This is a genomic window from Alteromonas lipotrueae (assembly GCF_019249215.1).
Taxonomy (GTDB): Bacteria; Pseudomonadota; Gammaproteobacteria; order Enterobacterales; family Alteromonadaceae; genus Alteromonas; species Alteromonas lipotrueae.
The window spans coordinates 1-22,452 of the sequence record NZ_JAESDI010000010.1; the positions used below are offsets into that span (position 1 = coordinate 1).

Below are 22,452 nucleotides of genomic sequence, written 5' to 3' on the forward strand. Positions count from 1 at the left end.
TTATTGAGATATTGAGCTAATTCATTGGCTAAATATACTGAACAAGAGGATGGTTTGAGTGGGTGTCCATGCTTCTACTTTCCCGTGTAACGGTCTGCTCCACACAAGAATGCTCGCCTCACACACCGTGATACGCAGTGATAGTAAGGGGTGTTTTGTAAACAGATTAGTGACTTTCTAGGGCGTGGCATAAGGGAACTCACTCTCAAAATAGTTATTGAGATATTGAGCTAATTCATTGGCTAAATATACTGAACAAGAGGATGGTTTGAGTGGGTGTCCATGCTTCTAGTGCGCGTAAAAAAGGCGAGTTTTCACTCGCCTTTTGGTATTTTTACAAAATTATATTACGTGTTTCGCGCTTTCGGCTTACTTTAATTATTAACCATCAACAAACATTTCTTGCTTGAAATTTAAGGTATGCAAGGTATTTCCACGTTGAACATCAATACTGAACCGGTAGTTTTCTCTATCTCTAAAAGGTAGCACTGCTAGGTAGTAAATAGCATCACCTTCTTCTACCTTTTTAAAGGTGAGTGTCTTAGTGGTGCCTATCAAGTTCTTAGCCGTACCCGAAACCGATACCCGTTGAGAAGTTCCTGTTACGGTGTCTAGCACTGAAATATTGACAAGGGCGTTAAATTTACTACGAACTATGCCGTAAGAGGCCGCAACTTCTGGAGTAAGAAAGGGAGTACTCACTACCATGTAATGTACATCCCAATCGCCTAGTTGTTGCTTTTGCTCGGCGTACGCTGCACTACTTATAATAAGTAACAAACTACCCAATAAACCAAAAAGTAATGTACTGATTTTTTTCATGTTATCACCTTACATATTCAGCTTAAAAAAACCTGAATGTGTCTTGAAGTAGCAATTGTAAAAACTGTAGTCCAATAATGGCAATCAGCACAGATAAGTCTAAACCACCTAGAGGCGGTATAACTTTTCTAATGGGTGCTAAGAAAGGCTCAGTTAATTGATAAAGAAGGTAATCGATAGGCGTTTGGCCTTGTGATACCCAACTTAAAATGGCGCGTAGAATCAACACCCAAAACATAATGGAAAGGGTTTCTTTTACCACTTCAATCAGTGCAACGATTGCGATACCGACTGGATTCAAACTTCCACCAGCCATCAGTGAAAGCGTAATTATTTTTAACGCCGCAACAACAAGCGCTAGCACGAACGTAGCCGTGTCGAAGCGTCCGATTGAAGGGATTATTCTGCGCAACGGCCCCACGATTGGATGTGTGGCCTTTACAATAAACTGGCTCATAGGGTTATAAAAATCAGCCCTAACCAGTTGCAACCATAGGCGTAAGATAACCACCATTAAATACAGACCAAATAGTGTATCTACCAGAAAAACCGTTGCATTCATGTTTTGATGTTCCTAAAAACGTTAAAGCTGTTTTGCCATTTCTTCAGCGCGAGCTACCGCAGCGCGCATCGCTTTACTTACGATATCACTCAAATCCAGGTCAATTAAGGTATTGACTGCCGCAGCCGTAGTGCCGCCCTTAGAGGTAACTTGGGCACGAAGCTCACTTAATTCAAGGTCAGGATTGTGACAAACCATTTCAGCCGCGCCCAACATGGCTTGCTGTACCATCAAACGGGATTGTGCTTTATCGAAGCCCATGTTTATGGCTTCCTCTTGCATGGCCTGTAAAAACAAGAAGAAATACGCTGGGCTGCTGCCAGCGGCGGCGATAACGCCGTTAATACCGTCTTCTTCTTCTACCCATACCGTTTCACCTACGCTATTCATCACATCATCAACGTAAGTTCTATTGTCTTGTGACACGGTAGTGTCTGCGTACATGCCTGACATACCCTTACCAAGTAGGCTTGGCGTATTTGGCATTATACGAACAACAGGGTATTCCCCGCCTAACATTTCCTGTAATCGAGAAACGGGTAACCCAGCTGCAATGCTAAGAAATAACTTGCCAGATAAATCGTTGTTCTGCTTAAGTTCTGTGCACATATCACCCATCATTTGGGGTTTAACGGCTAGCACAATAGCATCGGCAAACTGGCAGGCTTCATCATTAGATTGGGTAATTTGAATACCGAATTCCTCTTTTAATTTATCGAGTTTCGGAGTAGACGGGTTGCTCGCTAAGATGCGTGTCTTATCGTAGCCAGACTGAATTAAACCACTAATGATGCTACGGCTCATGTTGCCCGCGCCAATGAATGCCAATTTCTTTTGTTGCATATGAATCCTATTGTAAGTTGAAAAACTAACAGCGTTCAGTAAAAAATAGTAGGAACTAGTTTCGTGAGCCAAAGATAGCTGTGCCAATTCTTACCATGGTAGACCCATGAGCGATGGCGCTTTGTATATCACTGCTCATTCCTACGGACAGGGTATCAAAATTGGTCAAGTTTGTATGGTATCGGTCGAACAATTCCTTTAAAGCACTTAAGCTTTGCGCTTGTTCATGGCTGTCCGGGTTCGCTTTAGGAATTGCCATCAGCCCGCGCAAGCAAAGTTTGTCCTGCTGGCCAATAAAGCGCACTAGCTCGTCTACTTCTTCGGGTTTTACTCCTGACTTATTCGCTTCATCATCAATATTAACTTGAATACATACATTCAAAGGCGCCATATCCGCCGGACGTTGGTCATTCAAACGACGCGCTATTTTTTCTCTGTCAACGGATTGCACCCAATCAAAATGCTCGGCTACTATTTTTGTTTTGTTCGATTGAATTGGGCCTATCATATGCCATTCAATATCACTAAGTGCAGACAGCTGCTGTATTTTATCTACACCTTCTTGTATATAGTTCTCGCCGAATGTACGTTGTCCTTCTTCATACGCTGCCATAATATCCGATACCGGTTTAGTTTTGCTCACGGCTAGCAATTTAACTGAATTTGGTGGACGATTAGCGTTGGTAGTAGCTAGGCTCACATCCTGTCGTGCACTATTGAGTCTTTCTGCTATTGTTTGCATTATTCACCTTTTTGAGGAGTTGTTGTGGATATTACCGAACTTTTGGCTTTCAGCGTTAAAAATAAAGCGTCAGATTTGCACTTATCAGCAGGTCTGCCACCTCTTATCCGCGTAGACGGAGAAATGCGTAAGCTTAATGTACCCGCATTAGATCATAAACAAGTCCATGCACTTATTTATGAAATAATGAATGACATGCAACGTAAAGAATACGAAGAGAACTTGGAAACCGATTTCTCATTCGAAATTAGTGGCTTGTCGCGGTTTCGTGTAAATGCTTTTGTACAAAATCGCGGTGCAGCAGCAGTGCTCCGTACTATCCCCAACACAGTTCTGACGCTTGATGATTTAGGTGCACCTGAAATTTTCAAAGAAATAATCAACCAACCTACCGGAATTGTCCTAGTAACTGGGGCCACGGGTTCGGGTAAGAGTACAACCCTTGCGGCGATGGTAGATCATATCAACTCGCATAAGCGTGAGCACATTCTTACTATTGAAGATCCTATCGAGTTTGTGCACGAAAATAAGATGAGCCTGATAAACCAACGGGAAGTACATAGAGACACCCACTCATTTAGTAACGCGCTTCGCTCTGCATTACGTGAAGATCCAGATGTTATTTTAGTTGGTGAATTGCGTGATTTAGAAACAATTCGTTTAGCCATTTCAGCTGCGGAAACGGGGCATTTAGTATTTGGCACTTTGCATACTAACTCAGCGCCTAAAACGATAGACCGTATTATCGATGTGTTCCCTGCCGAAGAAAAAGCGATGGTGCGATCTATGTTGTCTGAATCACTACGAGCTGTAATTTCTCAAACCCTGTTGAAAAAGGTGGGGGGAGGGCGAATAGCTGCGCACGAAATCATGGTAGGTATTCCGGCGATACGAAATCTTATTCGTGAAGATAAGGTGCCTCAAATGTATTCCGTTATTCAAACGGGGCAAGCTTCGGGTATGCAGACTATGGATCAGTGTCTACAACGCTTGTTGGCGCTAGGTGCAATTTCTAGAGAAGACGCTGCCGCTAAATCGAAAGACAAGCAATCGATGAGTAATTTTTAAGGACGAGTAATGTTAGATCGCTTTTTAGAAAAAATGGTAGAGAAATCTGCTTCTGACTTATTCGTAACCGCTGGCTTTCCCGTTAGCGCTAAGGTGCACGGTAAGCTTACCCCAATTTCGGAAAATTCGTTTAATGATGAAGATGCATTAGCACTTGTTCATGAGGCCATGAATGAAAAGCAAAAAGACGCATTTCATACTACCAAGGAATGTAATTTTGCCATTGTGCGAGAGGGACTAGGGCGTTTTCGTTGTTCGGCATTCTGGCAACGAGATCAAGCCGGGATGGTGGTACGTCGTATTGTTACCGAAATACCTAAGGTTGATGATCTTGGTTTACCCTCGGTGTTAAAAGATATCATTATGTCAAAGCGCGGCTTGGTGCTTTTTGTAGGGGGAACCGGCACGGGTAAATCGACCTCCTTGGCCGCACTCATCGGCCATCGGAATAGTAATTCTTTTGGGCATATTTTAACTATTGAAGACCCTATTGAATTTGTACACGAGCATAAATCTTGCGTGATAACTCAGCGTGAAGTGGGCATAGACACCCACTCATTCGACGATGCATTGAAAAGCTCACTGCGACAAGCGCCAGATGTCATTCTTATTGGTGAAATTCGCTCAATGGAGACAATGGAATACGCCATGTCGTTCGCTGACACGGGTCATTTGTGTGTGGCAACACTCCATGCTAACAATGCTAACCAAGCCATTGAGCGCATTATGCACTTAGCGCCAAAAGACCAACACGACAAGTTACGTTTTGACTTAAGCCAAAATATAAAAGCTATAGTAGCGCAGCAGCTTCTTCCAACCAAAGACGGTGAGGGGCGGGTAGCCGCAATTGAAATTCTTCTAAACTCTCCTTTAGTAAGCGACCTTATTCAACGTAATGAAATAGGGAGCTTGAAAGAAGCCATGAAAAAGGGCAAAGAGTTAGGGATGCAAAGTTTCGATATGGCGTTGTACGATTTATATCGCGAGGGCAGTATTGATTTAGACCAAGCCTTACACCATGCAGATTCCCCCAATGATTTGCGTCTAATGATAAAACTAGACTCTAACGATGGGTCGAGTTTGGGCACATTATCCAATGTCTCGATAGATATGGATGACTAAAACTCTTGATTAAGCTTTTTACGTCGTCCGACGCTTTCTTACTTCAGTCGGTGAAAAGTGAACTCGATGCACTCTCTATACCTTACCTAGTGAAAAATGAATTTGCCGGTGGGGCGGTGGGCGAGCTGCCATGGCAAGAATCTCAGCCAGAACTTTGGCTAATAGATGAATCTTGGTCTGCCAGAGCCAATAAGGTTGTGAATTCGCTAATGGACAGCCACAAACCTACCGAGCAGTTCCCGTGGGTTTGTGGAAATTGTGGTGAGCCAAACGGTGAAGCTTTTGATACTTGCTGGAAATGTGGAGGAAGTAGGCCTTAGCGTTACGGGTTTCTTATTCATTAATTCGTGATTGAAACTGTGGGTGTCTTGCAATGATAGCCTTAGTCTGAGCTACTTTACGCTGGGTGTAAAAAGAGTGGGTGACCAAGAACGTCATCCAAGAACGTCACAAGAACGACAGGCGTCCGACCAACGGCGAATGAGGTGTTGAAAAGGTGGGTGTCCAACTAGTGGGTGTCCAACTAACGGCGAGAAACTACTCGCCGTATTGGTTTTCAACCCAGCTGGTAAAAATCACGCAGGCCGATACGCTGTCTATTTTTTCTTTGGTTAGCTTTTTATAGCCGCCGAGCTCGAACAACATAGATTTAGCATCTGTTGTGGTAAGCCTTTCATCGCATAAATCTACCGCCACTTTGAATCTACCATGCAAGCGATTAGCAAATTTTTTGGCGCGCAGAGTAACTTCTTGTTCGGTGCCATCCATATTTAACGGTAAACCAACCACCACAAGCTGCGGTTGCCATTCTTCATAAAGCTTTTCAATAACATTCCAATCTGGAATACCATCACGGGCTTTTAGCGCGGCTAGCGGTGACGCTGTTCCGGTAATTTCTTGTCCTACCGCCACACCTATACTTTTTGTACCGAAGTCGAAAGCCAGTACTGTTCTACTACCAATATCAGGCATGCCCAGCTCCTGGTGCGAGCTGCCACACATCTACCCCAAGTTTATTAACCGCTGCCTGCCACTTTTTATGTATGGGAGTGTTAAACAAAATTTCGTCATCGGCCTCTATGGTTAGCCATGAGTTATCTTGCATTTCCTGTTCAAGTTGCCCCGCCGTCCATCCCGCATAACCTAACGCGATAATGGATGAGTCTGGTCCTGTATTAGTACCAATCGCAGACAAAATATCTTTTGAAGTGGTAATCATAACGTCAGGCGATAAGGTCAAGCTTGAGTCCCAGCCACTTTGACTGGAATGCAGCACAAATCCTCGCTCTTGGCTCACTGGTCCACCAGCAAGAATAATCTGTTCGGCTTTATCTTCTGCCACGGTTAAGTCTTTGTCGGTTTGCTCGAGCAACGCTTTCAAGTTCATGGTTGAAGGCTGATTTATTACCAGCCCCATGGCACCGTCTTTGTTATGTTCGCAAATATAAGTGAGAGAGCGGGAAAAATACGGGTCATCTAGCGAGGGCATCGCTACTAGAAAGTGGTTTTGTAAACTTTTCAGTTCTGTCATTTTTTCCTCTACTTCTCACTTACCTACTGTTAGTGCAAAACGCTGCGTAGCTACTTATTTATAAGGCGCTTTTCAATTGCGTCGAATAACGAGGCCATAATATTAATATTATAGTGACCTTCTATTTCTCTTACGCAGGTTGGGCTAGTAATGTTTATTTCTGTGATTTTCTCACCAATCACGTCCAGCCCAACAAATAAAATATTGTTGTCTCGTAAGGTGGGAGCCACAGCTTCAGCTAACGCACGATCGGTTTCTGAAATTTCCTGGGGCCTGCCTGTTCCTCCAGCAGCTAAATTACCACGGGTTTCCCCTTTGGTAGGTAAGCGTGCTAAACAATAAGGAATCACTTCACCGTCCACAATAAGAATACGTTTATCACCATCTTTTATTTGTGGTAAGTACGCTTGAACCATCATGTAACGCTTGCCCAAATTGGTTAACGTTTCAATGATCACGCCTAAGTTATTTCCATCTGGCTTCACTCTGAAAATTGAAGCGCCGCCCATTCCATCCAAAGGCTTACAAATAATATCTTGATGCTTGGCATGGAAATCACGAATAAGCTTCTGATTATTGCTTACCAGTGTGTTAGGAATGTGCTCAGGAAACAAAGATGTGAACAATTTTTCGTTGTAGTCTCGAAGCGCTTGCGGATTATTTACAACCAGTGCGCCCTGGTCTTGGGCAAGCGATAGAATATGGGTCGCATATAAAAATTCGCTGTCGAAGGGGGGATCCTTACGCATAAGTAACACATCAATGTCGCCAAGTGAAACAGTATGCTCTTCACCTAGGGTGTAAAAGTCAGTCGCTTGATCACGCACGGTAATGGTTCTAGCCAACCCCATTGGCTTGCCATTATCTATATAAATGTCTTTGAGTTCGAAGTACAGTACGGTAGCGCCACGGCGCTGGGCTTCAAGCATCATAGCTAGGCTGGTGTCTTTATGCGGCTTGATCACCGCGATAGGATCCATAATCACGCCAAGGGTGTAGTGCATGTATGTTCTCACTTTTTGATAAAGGTAGATAAGTTGGCCACAGCTTTACGCACTAATCATGCAAATTGACTGTTGGTACATTTTATACGTCGAAGTTGGTTTTGGTATGAATACCACTAAATGTTAAGTGGGGGCACACAGCAGTTAGATCAAGTATCGAAAAAACCAAACTTTCTAATAATTAACCTGTAAAGCTCGCTTTAGCTGCCTGCTTAAAAATCGCCATGTTGGGCTTGCAGAATACTAATACTGCTAATGGCCGCTGTTTCAGTACGCAGTATTCGCGGTCCTAAACTGCACGACGTAAAACCGCTTTCGTTCGCTTGATGAATTTCAGCCTCGGAAAGTCCGCCTTCTGGGCCAATTAACAAACGAAAGCCTTGGGAGTTATATGGTTGACGGGCCAACGGCTTCTCTGCACCAGGCGCCAATACTAACCGTGAACTCGAGGTCGACTCAGATAACCATTTGTTAAGTGCAATTGGCGGGTTCAGCAAGGGAAGTGTATTTCTGCCACTTTGCTCACAAGCACCAATGATGGTCTTTTGCCATTGATGCAGCTTTTTTTCCCATCTGGCTTCATCTAGTTTAACTGCACATCGCTCTGTCAAAATAGGGGTGATTTCGGTAGCACCTAGCTCTACGCTTTTTTGCAGCACTGTATCCATCCGGTCACCTTTAGACACACCTTGCCCTAAATGTATAGTTAGCGGTGATTCTTTGGATAATGATAAACACGCATCGGCTTCTACAAAAACCTTTTTTCTTTGGGCATTGATAATCTGTGCGCTGTACTCATTACCGTCACCATTAAATAATACGATGGGATGATTCGCTTTCAAACGAAGCACACTGGCGATGTGATGCCCAGCTTCTTCGGTCAACTGAAATTCTTCTTCAAGAGGAATTGGATTGGGGTAATAAATTCTTGGTATGCGCATTGGTAAACTAACTATGGCGGATAATGTGGATATGATACGTGGCTAGAGCAAGTGGATGCAACGCATCGTAGCTGAAAAATCGCTACAATGCGTTGTAAAAAGCTATTTTGGTCAGAGTTTCGCTAACAATAATAGTGCGATGACTATTTACGCTGCCGAAGGTGTTGAAGTGGAGTTTTGCGTTTCATTCTTCTGAGGAGGTAATACTTGTCCGTCCTTACGTGCGTACTTGGTATGTTCACCTTTATCTGTTCTCAAAGAATACAAGAACAATGCTGCTACGATAATTGCCAGTAATATAAAGTAAAACATAGATTATTCCTTTTATTCTATTTGCTAAGCTATACAAAATGACAATAGCAATACATGCTAACGTCATGTTCGGTTCACATTCTTTTCAAATGTATTTCAGCGCTTTGCAGACTCTATAAAGCATCCTGCTTATTTTGACGGAAAATTCTACACCAATTGGACTAAAAAATCATCAATTCTCGTAGAATTTTTCGATAGTCCGTTATGGCTGATTCACTTTTCTGGGTTGCAAACTAACTTGACGAGGTATTGAGAGTAAATTGCTTAAATGACACTCTAATGACGAAATTACGACACTATTCTTAAATAGCTCGACAATAATTTAGAAGAAAAAATTAGCAGGAAAAAAGTCGACTTTAGGATAACATTTGTTGGCTGTAGGCCACGTAAATATTAGACTTTTGACCTAAAATTGCCCTTTGAGCTTTAAAGTCATTGGCGTCAATCTAAAAGCCTGCTACTTTAATTCGGCTTACACTACGATTGATAAAAAAAGGACAAAATTATGGAAGAAAATTTATCATTATTCTCATCGAGTGATGTTGAACGCTACATTAACGATTACGCAATTCCATGGGGCATTAATATTGCCATGGCGATTGTTATCTACGTTATTGGTCGAATCGTTGTAGGATTCATCCTATCTATTTTTCGCCGTCTAATGGCAAAATCAAAGTACGATGCAATGTTGGTGGACTTCTTAGAAGCCATTATAAGCGCTATTTTGATGTTGTTTGTTATCGTGGCGTCGCTAGACCAGCTTGGTGTTGATACAACCTCACTTGTTGCGATTTTAGGTGCTGCAGGTTTAGCCATTGGTTTGTCACTGCAAGATTCACTGAAAAACTTTGCTGCTGGCGTAATGCTTCTTGTATTCAAGCCTTTTAAATCAGGCGATTTTGTTGAAGCTGCTGGAACTTCAGGTACGATCAACAAGATTGGTATCTTTACTACCACAATGACCACTCCAGATAACAAAGAAATTATTGTGCCTAACGGTGGCATTTACAGCAATAACATTACTAACTACTCAGCGAAAGAAACACGTCGTGTTGATATGGTTGTTGGTATTGGTTATGACGCTGACTTACGCAAAGCAAAAGAAATCCTTAATGAAATGGTTCGCGCCGATGAGCGTATCCTAAGCGAGCCAGCACCTACTGTTGCCGTTTCTGAATTGGCTGATAGCAGCGTTAACTTCGTGGTTCGTCCATGGTGTAAAGCGTCTGACTTCTGGGGCGTTAAGTTCGACTTTACTGAGCAAGTTAAACTTCGCTTCGACCAAGAAGGTATTTCAATTCCATTCCCACAAATGGATGTACATCTTCACAAAAACGACAGCGAATAAAATTTTATTCCCTGACACAAAAACGCCACATTAATGTGGCGTTTTTGTGTCTGAATTTTACGTTGGCGACGTCGAATGACTAGCCACAGTTGGGGCGATACGTTGATGCCTGATAATCGGTATATGCAGCGTTCATATTTGCTTGTAAGTTGCTAATTCGCGTTTGCGGGGCAGGGTGAGTTGAAAGCAACTCTAAAGGACGATCGCCGCTGCTTGCTGCATCCATGTTCTGCCATAAATTAACCGACTGACGTGGGTCGAAGCCAGACATGGCCATAAGTTGGAGGCCAATAACATCGGCTTCAGACTCATGGGTACGGCTAAATGGTAGTTGAACCCCAACTTGTAAACCTAGGCCAATGGCTGCCATGATAGGTGCAGTTTGTGAAACTTCGTTCATCGCCAAAGCGGCCCCTGCCGCTTGGGTGCCCATATTGATAAGCGTTGATTGAGACATACGTTCATTACCATGTTCTGCAATAACATGGCCGACTTCATGTCCGATGACCGCCGCAAGCTGGTGTTGGTTCTCAGCAACATTTAATAATCCCGTATAAACACCAATTTTACCTCCTGGCAAAGCAAAGGCATTAACCTGCTCATCATCAAAAACAACGACTTCCCACGTACCATCGAACACACTGTTAGGGACATTCGCGGTGATCGCTTTTGCAACACACTCAACGTAGCTGTTTTGAACTGCTTTGTTTGAGATTTTGAGTTCTTCTTTCATTCCGCTAAATGCTTGGTCGCCCATTTCCGCCAATTGAGATTCAGAATACAAGAGTACCTGATTACGACCTGTAGGCGATGTAGCACAAGCTGTCACAGCAAGAGCTACAGCGGCGATTGATGCGGTAAACCTCAATTTCATATTTTAATCCTTGTTTTCGCGAAATAGAGAAATATTAGTGAGTTACGACCCATATTATTGAATACGTATAGTGCGCAAGAGCAGACCAATATTAGCTTCTATTAATACTACAAATCGGGGTGTTATTCATTTGTAAATTTACCCTTTTGCCAAATTAATATTTGTGTCATACACTGGCTCTAGCTTATATACAGATGTAATTAAAATAATAGCTAAATCTACATTGTATGTCATAGGTTCGTTCACGTGCTGAAGGCGAGAATTGAGAAGCCCTGTTGGCAAGCTGAGGTTTGGCGTAACAACATGATAAAAAGGAAATTAAATGTCTGCGCAGTCAAAATTCAAATACGGCGTCTTAGCGCTACTTATCTCAGCGGCCCTTACTGGCTGCGGTCTAGATGGTGACGATGGTGCACAAGGTGAAACAGGTGCTCAAGGCCCTCAGGGCGAGCAAGGTGAAGCGGGTTCTGATGGCGCCGATGGTGCTGATGGTAGTGATGCCTCGTTAGGTGTTTCCCTTGACGTTGTTGCCCGCGCCTTTTTGGGTAACATAACGTCGGCTGAAATCGTGCAATATCATGCTGCCACCCAAACTATTTATGCCACCAACGGTGAAACCAACGCTATAGCAGTTATTGCCGCTGATACAGTAAGCACCACTGTTATGAGCGACCCAATCAATACTACCAACCTTACGGTGAGTAATATCACGCTACCTGCAGATATTGACGGTGTAACCTTAGGAAGCCTCACCAGTATTGCTATTAGTGGCGACCTAATGGCTGTTGCAGTGCCTGCTGATGTGAAAACAGATAACGGCTACGTACTTTTCTATAATGGGTTAGACACTTCTGCTCCGGTATTTCTAGATTCAGTCGTTGTTGGAGCATTACCTGACATGGTGACTTTTACGCCAGATGGCGGAAAAGTATTGGTGGCTAACGAAGGTGAGCCTTCAGATGATTATACGGTTGACCCAGAAGGCTCTATCTCGGTAATTAATATTCTTGCAAGTGGGGAGCCTGAAGAGACAGCGACCTCAGTGAACTTTACGGATTTTAACGGCAGTCAAGACGACTTAGTTGCGCAGGGAATGATGTTCCCTAATCCAAGTGGCCGCACGATTAAAGGCGTAGATATTGCTACCACTGTGGCTCAAGATCTAGAACCAGAATATATCACGGCGACTAACGATGTAGCGTACGTCAGCCTACAAGAAAACAACGGTTTAGCCATTCTTGATCTTGAAGAACTAACCGTAGAAATTGTTGGCTTGGGTGTAAAAAGTTGGTCTGGCTTGAATATTGATATTCAAGAAGATGGTAGCGTTAGCTTCGGTCAATATGACGGCCTTTACGGTGTATATCAGCCTGATACTATAGCCAATTATTCATGGAAAGATGCTACGTTTGTTGTCACTGCCAATGAAGGTGATGCTCGCGAATACTTCTTTGAGTCTGCTGACGAAGCAACCTGCCTAAGTGAAGGTGGACTAGAGTTTGATGAGGACGATGGCTGTTTAGCTTATATCGACGAAGTTAAAGTTGAAGACTTAACGGCAGAAGCGAATTCTGAACTTGCTGACTTACAAGCCAATGGCGAAGCAGATGATTTACGTGTCACTAATGCAATGGGCGATGCGGATGGTAACGGTGAATATGATGCAGCTTATGCGTATGGTTCACGTTCATTTACCATTTGGGATCAAAACGGTTTAGCGGTTTACGATTCAGGCGATGATTTTGAACGAATTACTGCATCAGTGCATGGGGCGTCATTCAATAATGGTGATGATGAAAACGAAGGTGATTCTCGTTCTGAAAATAAAGGACCTGAGCCTGAAGCATTAACCATAGGTGTTATAGGTGATAGAACTTATGCGTTTGTTGGTACGGAACGGATGGGCGGTATATTCGTATACGATGTGACCAACCCTTACGATGTTCAGTTTGCCGATTACATTATCAATCGCGATTTAACAGAAGGGTTATCAGCGTCTGACGTTATTGGTGATTTGGCGCCTGAAAGCCTTGTATTTGTTAGCGCAGAAAACAGCGCAAGCGGCGTTCCATTGTTACTTGTAGGTAACGAAGTCAGCGGCACTGTTACGGTGTGGCAAATCACGCAAAACTAAGTGAAACGCGGTAATAAGTAGAAAATAGTGAGCAAAAACACTAGGTAGAAACCTGTGATGAAACGGCGCCCTTGGCGCCGTTTTTTTATGTAAACAAAAAAACGTGTAAATTTTATGCCTAGGGTAAATCGTTGAGCGGTGATTACATAAGGGATGGTTTGAGTTAAGCTATAACTATACGTATTAACATTGAAACGATAAGTGCAGCGTAGTAGCGCTCAAATTGTCTGAGCACAGATTGTGGTTGCCTGCTAACAGTCTGTCGGATTTCACTTATCCTATTTCTCCGTTATGTCATGGCCGTATGGCTTAAACAGAAATAATAGAAAAAGAGAATGCAGATGTCTCAACAGATCGTTGTTAGCGGTGTGGGTGTTTGGCACCCTGAAAGCAGTATTACAAATCAGGAACTGGTAGATAGTTATAATGCGTATGTTGATTCGTATAACGAAGAGCATAAAGCGGAAATAGAAGCACAGCAGGTTACTGCAAAACCTTATTCTAGTGCCGAGTTCATTGAAAAAGCGTCAGGTATTAAAAGCCGATATATTTACCAAAAAGAAGGTGCGCTTGATATTTCGCGCATGAAGCCCAAAATTGAGGCTCGTGAAGATGAAGCGCTATCTCACCAAGCGGAAATAGCAGTAGAAGCAACCAAATTGGCGTTGGCTTCTGCAAATAAAACCGCCCAAGACGTTGATGCCGTTATTGTATCTTGCGCCTATACACAACGTGCTTATCCAGCTATTGCGATTGAAGTGCAAGAAGCGCTAGGCATTGAAGGCTTTGGTTTCGATATGCTAGTGGCGTGCTCTGCCGCCACTTTTGGTATGCACCGCGCGTACGAAATGCTAAGTGCCGGTAATGCTAAGTGTGTATTGGTAATAAACCCTGAATTAGTGTCACCACAGATTAACTATACCGACAGAGACAGCCACTTTATTTTTGGTGACGTAGCGACAGCGACGGTATTAGAAACAGCTGAAACTGTGAATAGCAAACACAGTTACGATGTTATGAGTACAAACGCGGTAACTAAGTTTTCAAATAACATTCGCTCAAACTTCGGTTACATTACGCGTACAGAAGATGTAGACCCTTATGGCGCAGATAAGCTCTTTCATCAAGCAGGGCGTAAGGTATTTAAAGAAGTGTGTCCAATGGCAGCAAATCACATAGAAAGCCACTTAGACAGACATCAGTTAACGGCGACAGACGTAAGACGTTGGTGGTTGCATCAAGCGAATATCAACATGAATACGCTGATCATAAAGCGTTTATTGGGGCGCGATGCTAATGCTGATGAAGCACCTATTGTTCTAGATGAATATGCTAATACGGCATCAGCAGGATCTGTGATTGCTTTTGGACTGAACCATGAAGATTTAGTCGCCGGTGATATAGGTGTGTTGTGCTCTTTTGGAGCCGGTTATTCAATTGGGTCATTGTTACTTAAAAAACGGTAGGCGATTAGCCTAAGCTGGCAGTAACCTAGTTTGTTGTCAGCACCACCTGATAAAACCAGAACCTCAAAACAATAAATACCGGGTGAGAATAAATAGGGATGATTTCAGATATAGGCTATGGCCTTAACAGTTTGGCTTACTTACTGTTAATGCTATTACTTTTTGCAGTACGAAAGCCTGGATTAGCCAATCACTTGTTGGTACTAGCTACAGCCACTACGTTGTTCTGGTCTACTAGCATGATAACGGCGCTGTTTGGTCCTATCAGTCTTTCTTGGTTACTCACCATCGATGCACTCAGACAAGTGGCTTGGTTGCTCTTTTTGGCAGGGTGCCTGAAAGATAATTTTACCAACCTGTTTGATATATTACGTCGCCCAACAACCCTTTTCATATTACTCCCTGGCTGCATAGCCTTAGTGTTACCCCATGTCTTGTGGATTGATGCCTCGTGGCGTTATCTCATGCTCATTATTCTGGCCCTTGAAGTGCTTATCTTATTGGAAGTTATTTACCGTCAAGCGGATGCAGATCAATGGGCATATAAGCCCTTAATTTTATATCTTGGTGCCACCCACCTTTTTGATTTCGTTACTTACGCTAATGCCACCATGGTGAATCAGGTTGAGGTTAATTACATTGCCGCTCGTGGCTATATCTATTTCCTCCTTATTCCATTTTTGGTTATTGCCATTCGACGTATCAAGCACTGGGGCGTCGATATCTTCATTTCTAGGGATGTAGTACTACACAGCTCTTTATTACTCGTTGCAGGCGCTTATCTTTTCATTATGGCCATTATTGGCTACGCCATCAGCTACGTAGGTGGAAATTGGGGAGCCATGGTACAGACCATACTTGTGGTATTGTCGCTTGCCTTGCTAGTTACCGTATTTTTGTCGAACTCCTTTAGAACCAAGTGTAAGGTATTTATTACCAAACACTTTTTTGCCAACCAGTTTGACTACCGTGTAGAGTGGATAAAACTAACAAAAACACTCTCTAGCTCAATGGACGCTCCTAATACCGTTCACGAGAGTGCACTTCGAGGCATACTGGAAGCTATCGAATACGATTCTGGTAAGCTGTATAAACGGGTAAACAACGACTTTGAGCAGTTGGCACAAGTTAACCCATTACCAGACACCCATGATGACTTAACCGTCATTCGTGCGCTAACAGAGTATTGTGCGTCTAATACATGGTTGATTGATGTACACGAATACCAGGCAAAGCCATTTCATTATAAAGGGCTACAAATCGACAGAGTTATTTTGAAAGAATGGGGCTATCAGCTTTACCTACCATTTTACAAAAATGATGAAATTTGGGGCTTCGCCATCCTTGCGGCTGGTGATAAGGAACGACTGAGTTTAAATTGGGAAGTTAGAGATTATCTCAATGCTATCACCGAGCAGGTAAGTATGTTTGTGTTCCATCATGAAGCATCAAAGCTGGTGGCAGAAAATGCCCAGTTCGCCGCGTTTAATAGAATGTCTGCGTTTGTTGTGCATGATTTAAAGAATGTGATGGCGCAAGTAGATTTGATCTTGGCCAACGCGCAGCAGCATAAACATAACCCCGAGTTTATTGAAGATACATTTGAAACATTGGAACATACCAAAGCGCGTATGGATAAAATGTTAAAGCAATTAACCGATAAAAAGATTAATGATGACGGTGCTCACACCTCTTGCTCCTTATCGCATATTATTAATGATGTAGTGGCAAACCGATGCATGGGGCTTTTCCCCACCCCGAAAGTGCATTGCAGTAGCGAAGAGCAAGTATTAATTGATAAAGAAAAAGTCGCCAATGTTTTCTATCACCTAATAAGTAACGCGCAGCAAGCAACCGAAGATAGTGGCGTAATAAATATAGTGTTAACGCATGACATCCAAAACCGTGTTCAATATGTAATGATAGAGGATACAGGAACCGGGATGGATCAAGACTTCATCGAAACTCGCTTGTTTACCCCTTTCGATACTACGAAAGGTAACGCAGGAATGGGGATTGGTGCGTACGATGCGAAAACGTACATTGAATCTATCGGTGGTAAAATAAGCGTTCAAAGTGAACCAGGGAAAGGAAGTTGTTTTACGCTAGCATTTACGCTGATTTGAGCAAAGTGAGCGATGACAACCAACCTATGTTGATACGGACGAAGTAACACAGGAACAGACTGATGACAGATACCGTTTTAGTGGTAGATGACGATTTAGGTATTCAGAAACAATTAAAGTGGAGCTTAACCGACTACGACGTTGTTTTTGCTGACGATCATACCTCGGCAATTGCACAACTGCGCCGGTACGAACCTAAAGTCGTGACACTAGACTTAGGATTGCCACCCGACCCAGCTAATGCGTCTGAAGGCTTGAGAATTTTACAAGATATTATTTCCTTAGCGCCTAGAACCAAAGTCATTGTTGTCACCGGTAACAACGAAAAAGAGAATGCACTTAAGGCCATAAATTTCGGTGCCTATGATTTTTACCAAAAACCGATAGATTCAGACACCATAAAGTTGCTTGTTTATCGTGCACTTAACTTGGCTAAGCTGGAATTGGAAAATAGCATTTTATCTAAAGTACGCTCAGGCATGAGCCGTATCATTGGTAACAGTGAGTCGATTCAAACGGTGGTGCGTAAAGCTGAGAAAATAGCGAATACGGATGTGAGTACGTTACTGCTAGGTGAAAGTGGAACGGGTAAAGAAGTCTTTGCGCGCAGCATCCATGAACACAGCCCTCGAAGAGATAAACCGTTTGTCGCCATTAACTGTGCATCAATTCCTGAAAATCTTTTGGAAAGTGAGCTGTTTGGTTACGAGAAAGGCGCATTTACTGGCGCTAATAAAACTACCCTAGGTAAAATTGAAACCGCCCAAGGTGGCACGCTATTTCTAGATGAGATTGGCGATATGCCTATTGGGCTGCAAGCCAAAATGCTACGTTTTTTACAAGAGCGTGTTATTGAGCGAGTAGGGGGGCGTTCCGAAATTCCTGTGGATATTCGGGTTGTCTGTGCTACCCACAGAGACCTGCAAACCATGGTGGCTGAAGAGCGTTTTAGGGAAGATTTATATTACCGTATTGGTGAAATTCCCATTATGATCCCGCCGCTGCGAGATAGAGATCAAGATATTATCCTGCTTGCGCGTACCTTCCTTAATATTTATCGCGAAGAGTTTAACGCCAAGGCAAAGAGCTTTTCTGAATCTGCGATTAATTCCATGCTGGCTCACAAATGGCCTGGGAATATTCGTGAAATGCAAAATAAGCTGAAATCGGCAGTGATTATGGCCGAGGGAACAGTCATCCAGCCTGATGACTTAGGTTTGTTCGCGGTAGATGGTAGTGGAGAGTCTGAAACCTTGAATCTTCGCGAAGTACGAGAGGTTGCCGAAAGTAGGGCAATTCGTAGAGCGTATCATCAAGCGGATAAAAATATGTCTAAAACCGCTGAATTGCTAGGTGTTACTCGTCCAACCTTGTACTCACTTATTGACAAATACCACTTGGACGATTTAAAAAGTTCGGCGTGAGACTCATCGAAAAGGCGTAGTTTGATGCTACGCTCTTGCCTATCGCATCATTCGGTGCGATACCTTTCAACGAGCTCTTCTTTCGGTAAAGCTTGCTGTTACGACAAGCTCTGCTGAGAGCGGGAGTCTTCATTGCGGTTTCGTTATCGTGCCTTCGTTGGGACAACTTCGTTACGACAGCTTCACTGCGACAACTTCACTGCGACAACTCCGTTGTGGCAACTTCGTTGGGACAACTCACAATGTCTCAAAACCCATGTCGCGTCTCCAGAGCTGCTGAAACAGTGGGCCTAGTCAGGGAATATGGTATTGGCTGTGATGTTTAGCCAATAAATCATGCCCGTAAAAGGCTACATGCAGCTCAATATTTCCACGTTCATCTTCGGTAAAAATGGGGGTTGAGCATTCATTACAGAAAAACTGTTTGCTGCTTGGCGATAGCTGTAATTCACCCAGCACCGATGGCGCACAATCTATCACTAGATGCTTACGTGCACCGGCAATGGTGAGGTTAAGCGTTTCGCTGCAAGATAACGTTTCAACGTCCAATTCATCTTCACTAATATCAGACAACTCAAACTGTATGGCCTGACACTGACAACTACCTTTATACATAATGTACGCTCCTACTCCTCGGGCCAATTTATGCTCGACAGCGTGTTAAATGATGTAGAAATGTATGACTGCTTAAAGTGAAATTTCTTATCAAGCGGGGTTTCTTGCACGTCGCCAATCAGGGCTTTATTGGTATCGATAACCCCAATCCACCCATTGCGGCCAGACATCTTGGTGGCGTATAAACAATAATCTACCACTGAAAACGTACTCTTCCAGCTTTCTTCGAACGACACGTGTTCAATAGGAGGGAGAATGCTAAACCCAATGCTACAGGTAACGCGAAGCGAGCGAGTATCATCAATATGGAAGACTTTATCGCTAACAGCGGCGCGGCATCGTTCGGCCAGTTGGGGAAGGTCATCTCGCATAGAGTGACGGCATATTACCAAGAACTCTTCGCCGCCCCAGCGAATTAGTAAATCGGTTTGTCTGAAAACTTCTCGAAGAACGTCGGCGAACTGACTAAGTACTTTATCGCCCGCTAAATGGCCATGCTCATCATTAATACGTTTGAAATGGTCGATGTCTATTAAGAAGCAGAGCAGATCCTGGTTACGTTCATTGTGGCCTTGCTGATGTTTGTTCGCATGAGAACTACGCTTAAGTTCACCTGGCAATTGGGATTCAAGGTAGTGCCGGTTATACAAGCCTGTCAGTGAATCATGAAGACTCACTTGCTCAAGAGTTTTATAGGCTGTTTGTAGCTCAGAATTTTTTTGTTCAAGCTCTTTTGTTCGCTGCTTAACTTCACGACGAAGCCTGATGGTTTGTTGGCGCTGAGTGTACCTGCTCCAAATAAGAAAGAGCGTTAACAGCCCGGCAATTAACGTACTCCAAAATAATGTTGTGCGCAGATTAGTTTGTTCGGCTTCAGCTAATGCGAGTTGTTTGGTTTTCTGTAATACCTGAATAGACTGTGCTTGACGCTCGATTTCTATTTCGGCTTGAAGCTGCGCAATCGCGACCTCGCTACCGGAACTCAACACCTCTTCTCGTATATTTTGCAATATCGACTGAATATCTAATGCGCGCTTAAATTCACCCTTTGCCGCCAGGGCTTTCACTTGAATAGATAAAAAACTCAGTTGGCTACGCAAATCAACCCGTCGTCTTGCTTCTATAGTGCCACTTTTGGCATACGCTAGCGCATCGTCAAACTGTTGTAACGACATCATTGCATTGGCTAATGCTAGGCGGACTTGTTGCAGTAATTTTTGCTGGCCGGTAGATTTAGCCACCGCGAGTGACTCCTCAAGCAGCATTAAGCCTTGCTCTGTGTCGCCGGTTTTTACCAGCGCTTCACCTAACCACGCCTGCGTGGTGGAAATTTCACTTGCCTCCCCATTCTCTTTTAATAGCGTTAGTGCGTGTTTAAGCGCCTCTGAGGCTTCTTCAATATCGCCTTTAAGTAACAGTAAAGCGCCAATCTTACCCAGTATTTGTGCTGTAAGCGGCTTGTCATTGCTTGTTTTCGCTATTTGTAATGCGTCTTGATAATACGTGTTGGCCTCAGAAAACTGATTTAATGTGACATATATATCACCAATGGTGGCGAGGCCTTGGCCAGTACTTTTAGTATCTCGTTGTACCCGAAATAAGCTTAATGCTTTTTTTAATGTGTAAAGTGCAGCTTGTACTTGACCTTGTTCTTTTTGGACAAGGCCAATTTCCATTTGAACGGTCGCATTTAAAAGAAGGATACCTTGAGTTTGCGCGATAGATTGTGCACGTCGAAGGTAGTCAATAGATTGATCATAGTTCCCTAGAAAGCGTTGCGCGGTACCAAGGTGGTGTAAGGTATTTGCCATATCAATAAGTTGGCCATGGCGGGTGAAGCCATCTAACGCAACGTAGAGCGCATCGTTTGCTACATTGAAACGAGATGCACTTTGTAATAGCTGGCCTACCTCAAAAAACGTACTGGCCGACAATGTACTTATCGACAATACATCGCTTTGATGCGCTTCCTCAATGGCAAGTAAGGTTTGACGCTCGGCATCCTCGAAAGCTCCGCTTTGAATGAGTTCGTGAACAGTTTGAGTAAGGGCAGTAGGCGATGCTTTTGTAGACGAAGAAAAACCCACTAAAGCGAAAAGTAGCGAAACGGTGACAATGCTGGTGGCAAAACGCCGAGCCGACTGTCTGGGCATTATAGAAGCTTCCTTACGACTACGCATTTATTGGCCTTCCCTATAAAACAGAAGAAGGACTGAAAGTTTATGAGTAAAACTGAAGTGCTAATATCGTTATAAGCAGTCAATTCCTATCACTACTATTATGGCGAACAACCCGAAGAAATAACGTATCAGTCATTAGACTAAAGTATGGATTTGTCGCAAAGGGTACCTGTTCCAATCAGAACTTACACATTAAATAAAACAGTTTTGTTTTTTTTGATTTCGGATTGCCTGAAGCGTATGGCTAAATCGTTCCCTGACAGGTTAAAACTTATGTCTAACATTAGAATAAGAATATAGTGAGAGTCAGGGTGTTGAAAAGCATTAATGTATCTTAATAAGCATTAATATTAGTCATTACGCATGCTAATTTATACCTTTGATCGGATTAGATGAACCGAGGCTGTTCTTTTTTCTTAGATTTCTCTATCCTAGCAACTTCATTTATTTGCGCGTAGCGAGAACACTATGTCAGAAAGTCGTTTTATCTCAAAAGAAGGTCAACAGGTTCCTTCCGTTTCTATTCCTGTTCGCGATGGCGAAACGTGGGCAACCAAAACCACTGAAGAATTGTTTAGCAATAAAACAGTGGTGGTTTTTTCTCTTCCTGGTGCTTTTACGCCTACATGTTCTTCTACGCACTTACCTCGCTACAACGCACTTGCCAAAGTATTTAAACAGCATGGCGTAGATGAGATATTATGCATATCAGTCAACGATACTTTCGTAATGAATGCTTGGGCAGCCGATCAAGAAGCAGAAAATGTTACTGTTATACCTGATGGGAATGGTGATTTTACTGACGGAATGGGTATGTTGGTAGATAAAGCCGACTTAGGTTTTGGAAAGCGTAGCTGGCGCTACTCTATGTTAGTTAAAAACGGCACCGTAGAGAAAATGTTCATTGAACCAGACGTGCCCGGCGACCCGTTTGAGGTTTCTGATGCCGACACTATGCTTGCTTACATTGCTCCTGGCGCTGAGACAAAAGCACCTGTGTCGCTATTTACTAAGCCTAACTGCCCATTTTGTACAAAGGCGAAAGCATTGTTAACCGACAATGGTTACGATTTTGAAGAGATTGTACTAGGTAAAGATGCCTCGTTAACCAGCCTTAGTGCAGTGACTGGCCGTGAAACTGTTCCTCAAGTTTTCATTGGTGGTAAGCATATTGGCGGGTCAGACGATTTAGCATTGTACTTTAATTAAAAAGCAGTGACGACGGCGAAAAAGCGCTTACCAAAGCAGCACTTGCTAAAGTTTTGCGTGTTAATACACCTTGCCGTCACAGTGTAACTGTACACGTATAAGGCCATTATCTAATGGCCTTATTTTGTT

At 43.2% G+C, this 22,452-nt stretch carries 20 protein-coding genes and 1 pseudogene; 9 read left to right on the plus strand and 12 right to left on the minus strand.

What is annotated here, in order from left to right:
* Positions 1–77 precede the first annotated feature (77 nt).
* The 5 genes and pseudogenes from JKP82_RS20885 to JKP82_RS13050 all read right to left on the minus strand — a co-directional run.
* A pseudogene (locus tag JKP82_RS20885) lies at positions 78–191 on the minus strand (transposase); the annotation flags it as partial.
* 190 nt (positions 192–381) lie between these two features.
* A complete protein-coding gene (locus JKP82_RS13035; protein WP_159532830.1) occupies positions 382–822 on the minus strand; it encodes a DUF4426 domain-containing protein in 441 nt (146 codons plus the stop codon).
* A gap of 22 nt (positions 823–844) precedes the next feature.
* A complete protein-coding gene (locus JKP82_RS13040) occupies positions 845–1,384 on the minus strand; it encodes a YggT family protein (RefSeq protein WP_159532828.1) in 540 nt (179 codons plus the stop codon).
* Between the two features lie 21 nt (positions 1,385–1,405).
* A complete protein-coding gene (gene proC / locus JKP82_RS13045; RefSeq protein ID WP_218397338.1) occupies positions 1,406–2,227 on the minus strand; it encodes a pyrroline-5-carboxylate reductase in 822 nt (273 codons plus the stop codon).
* 55 nt (positions 2,228–2,282) lie between these two features.
* Positions 2,283–2,969, minus strand: coding sequence for a YggS family pyridoxal phosphate-dependent enzyme (locus JKP82_RS13050; RefSeq protein ID WP_218397340.1), 687 nt, complete (start codon positions 2,967–2,969; stop codon positions 2,283–2,285).
* 24 nt (positions 2,970–2,993) lie between these two features.
* Between JKP82_RS13050 and JKP82_RS13055 the strand changes: the two genes are divergently transcribed.
* The 3 genes from JKP82_RS13055 to JKP82_RS13065 are packed head-to-tail and all read left to right on the plus strand — an operon-like array spanning position 2,994 to position 5,479.
* Complete coding sequence (locus tag JKP82_RS13055) at positions 2,994–4,037, plus strand: type IV pilus twitching motility protein PilT (RefSeq protein WP_159532822.1); 1,044 nt, start codon at positions 2,994–2,996, stop codon at positions 4,035–4,037.
* A 9-nt stretch (positions 4,038–4,046) separates the two neighbouring features.
* Entirely contained in the window at positions 4,047–5,159 is a 1,113-nt protein-coding gene (locus tag JKP82_RS13060) for a PilT/PilU family type 4a pilus ATPase (protein WP_159532820.1), read from the plus strand.
* Positions 5,160–5,164: 5 nt separating this feature from the next.
* Positions 5,165–5,479, plus strand: a complete 315-nt coding sequence (locus JKP82_RS13065; RefSeq protein ID WP_159532818.1) for a putative signal transducing protein — start codon at positions 5,165–5,167, stop codon at positions 5,477–5,479.
* Between the two features lie 217 nt (positions 5,480–5,696).
* Here JKP82_RS13065 and ruvX read toward each other — a convergent pair whose 3' ends face one another.
* From ruvX to JKP82_RS13085, 4 genes are all read right to left on the minus strand, one after another.
* Positions 5,697–6,131 (minus strand): Holliday junction resolvase RuvX, encoded by a 435-nt coding sequence (gene ruvX, locus JKP82_RS13070; protein WP_159532816.1) that lies wholly within the window; start codon positions 6,129–6,131, stop codon positions 5,697–5,699.
* Entirely contained in the window at positions 6,124–6,690 is a 567-nt protein-coding gene (locus tag JKP82_RS13075) for a YqgE/AlgH family protein (RefSeq protein ID WP_159532814.1), read from the minus strand. Before JKP82_RS13075 ends, ruvX begins: the two co-directional genes overlap by 8 nt.
* A gap of 50 nt (positions 6,691–6,740) precedes the next feature.
* Positions 6,741–7,694 carry a glutathione synthase gene (gshB, locus tag JKP82_RS13080; RefSeq protein WP_218397343.1) on the minus strand — a complete coding sequence of 318 codons (954 nt, stop codon included), beginning with the start codon at positions 7,692–7,694 and terminating at the stop codon, positions 6,741–6,743.
* 212 nt (positions 7,695–7,906) lie between these two features.
* On the minus strand, positions 7,907–8,635 hold the full coding sequence (locus JKP82_RS13085) for a 16S rRNA (uracil(1498)-N(3))-methyltransferase (protein WP_159532810.1): 729 nt from the start codon (positions 8,633–8,635) through the stop codon (positions 7,907–7,909).
* A gap of 817 nt (positions 8,636–9,452) precedes the next feature.
* Between JKP82_RS13085 and JKP82_RS13090 the strand changes: the two genes are divergently transcribed.
* Positions 9,453–10,295 (plus strand): mechanosensitive ion channel family protein, encoded by an 843-nt coding sequence (locus tag JKP82_RS13090; protein ID WP_159532808.1) that lies wholly within the window; start codon positions 9,453–9,455, stop codon positions 10,293–10,295.
* A 79-nt stretch (positions 10,296–10,374) separates the two neighbouring features.
* On the opposite strand, the gene JKP82_RS13095 is transcribed toward JKP82_RS13090, so the two are convergent.
* A complete protein-coding gene (locus JKP82_RS13095; RefSeq protein WP_159532806.1) occupies positions 10,375–11,169 on the minus strand; it encodes a M48 family metallopeptidase in 795 nt (264 codons plus the stop codon).
* Positions 11,170–11,491: 322 nt separating this feature from the next.
* Between JKP82_RS13095 and JKP82_RS13100 the strand changes: the two genes are divergently transcribed.
* From JKP82_RS13100 to prsR, 4 genes are all read left to right on the plus strand, one after another.
* Entirely contained in the window at positions 11,492–13,303 is a 1,812-nt protein-coding gene (locus tag JKP82_RS13100; RefSeq protein ID WP_159532804.1) for a choice-of-anchor I family protein, read from the plus strand.
* A 341-nt stretch (positions 13,304–13,644) separates the two neighbouring features.
* A complete protein-coding gene (locus JKP82_RS13105) occupies positions 13,645–14,769 on the plus strand; it encodes a beta-ketoacyl-ACP synthase III (protein ID WP_218397345.1) in 1,125 nt (374 codons plus the stop codon).
* A gap of 98 nt (positions 14,770–14,867) precedes the next feature.
* Positions 14,868–16,895, plus strand: coding sequence for an XrtA/PEP-CTERM system histidine kinase PrsK (prsK, locus tag JKP82_RS13110; protein WP_159532802.1), 2,028 nt, complete (start codon positions 14,868–14,870; stop codon positions 16,893–16,895).
* A 62-nt stretch (positions 16,896–16,957) separates the two neighbouring features.
* Entirely contained in the window at positions 16,958–18,319 is a 1,362-nt protein-coding gene (prsR, locus tag JKP82_RS13115; protein ID WP_159532800.1) for a PEP-CTERM-box response regulator transcription factor, read from the plus strand.
* A 294-nt stretch (positions 18,320–18,613) separates the two neighbouring features.
* Here the strand turns inward: prsR and JKP82_RS13120 are convergent, their stop codons facing one another.
* Positions 18,614–18,934, minus strand: coding sequence for a GFA family protein (locus JKP82_RS13120; protein ID WP_159532798.1), 321 nt, complete (start codon positions 18,932–18,934; stop codon positions 18,614–18,616).
* 11 nt (positions 18,935–18,945) lie between these two features.
* Entirely contained in the window at positions 18,946–21,087 is a 2,142-nt protein-coding gene (locus tag JKP82_RS13125; protein WP_218397347.1) for a GGDEF domain-containing protein, read from the minus strand.
* A 495-nt stretch (positions 21,088–21,582) separates the two neighbouring features.
* On the opposite strand from JKP82_RS13125, the gene JKP82_RS13130 reads away from it, so the two are divergent.
* Positions 21,583–22,323 (plus strand): glutathione peroxidase, encoded by a 741-nt coding sequence (locus JKP82_RS13130; RefSeq protein WP_159532794.1) that lies wholly within the window; start codon positions 21,583–21,585, stop codon positions 22,321–22,323.
* Positions 22,324–22,452 lie beyond the last annotated feature (129 nt).

Bases quoted from the DNA above. Each gene is read 5' to 3' on its own strand.
- JKP82_RS13035 (WP_159532830.1), bottom strand. From the start codon at position 822: ATGAAAAAAATCAGTACATTACTTTTTGGTTTATTGGGTAGTTTGTTA.
- JKP82_RS13040 (WP_159532828.1), bottom strand. From the start codon at position 1,384: ATGAATGCAACGGTTTTTCTGGTAGATACACTATTTGGTCTGTATTTA.
- proC (WP_218397338.1), bottom strand. From the start codon at position 2,227: ATGCAACAAAAGAAATTGGCATTCATTGGCGCGGGCAACATGAGCCGT.
- JKP82_RS13050 (WP_218397340.1), bottom strand. From the start codon at position 2,969: ATGCAAACAATAGCAGAAAGACTCAATAGTGCACGACAGGATGTGAGC.
- JKP82_RS13060 (WP_159532820.1), top strand. From the start codon at position 4,047: ATGTTAGATCGCTTTTTAGAAAAAATGGTAGAGAAATCTGCTTCTGAC.
- ruvX (WP_159532816.1), bottom strand. From the start codon at position 6,131: ATGCCTGATATTGGTAGTAGAACAGTACTGGCTTTCGACTTCGGTACA.
- JKP82_RS13075 (WP_159532814.1), bottom strand. From the start codon at position 6,690: ATGACAGAACTGAAAAGTTTACAAAACCACTTTCTAGTAGCGATGCCC.
- gshB (WP_218397343.1), bottom strand. From the start codon at position 7,694: ATGCACTACACCCTTGGCGTGATTATGGATCCTATCGCGGTGATCAAG.
- JKP82_RS13085 (WP_159532810.1), bottom strand. From the start codon at position 8,635: ATGCGCATACCAAGAATTTATTACCCCAATCCAATTCCTCTTGAAGAA.
- JKP82_RS13090 (WP_159532808.1), top strand. From the start codon at position 9,453: ATGGAAGAAAATTTATCATTATTCTCATCGAGTGATGTTGAACGCTAC.
- JKP82_RS13095 (WP_159532806.1), bottom strand. From the start codon at position 11,169: ATGAAATTGAGGTTTACCGCATCAATCGCCGCTGTAGCTCTTGCTGTG.
- JKP82_RS13100 (WP_159532804.1), top strand. From the start codon at position 11,492: ATGTCTGCGCAGTCAAAATTCAAATACGGCGTCTTAGCGCTACTTATC.
- JKP82_RS13105 (WP_218397345.1), top strand. From the start codon at position 13,645: ATGTCTCAACAGATCGTTGTTAGCGGTGTGGGTGTTTGGCACCCTGAA.
- prsK (WP_159532802.1), top strand. From the start codon at position 14,868: ATGATTTCAGATATAGGCTATGGCCTTAACAGTTTGGCTTACTTACTG.
- prsR (WP_159532800.1), top strand. From the start codon at position 16,958: ATGACAGATACCGTTTTAGTGGTAGATGACGATTTAGGTATTCAGAAA.
- JKP82_RS13120 (WP_159532798.1), bottom strand. From the start codon at position 18,934: ATGTATAAAGGTAGTTGTCAGTGTCAGGCCATACAGTTTGAGTTGTCT.
- JKP82_RS13125 (WP_218397347.1), bottom strand. From the start codon at position 21,087: ATGCCCAGACAGTCGGCTCGGCGTTTTGCCACCAGCATTGTCACCGTT.
- JKP82_RS13130 (WP_159532794.1), top strand. From the start codon at position 21,583: ATGTCAGAAAGTCGTTTTATCTCAAAAGAAGGTCAACAGGTTCCTTCC.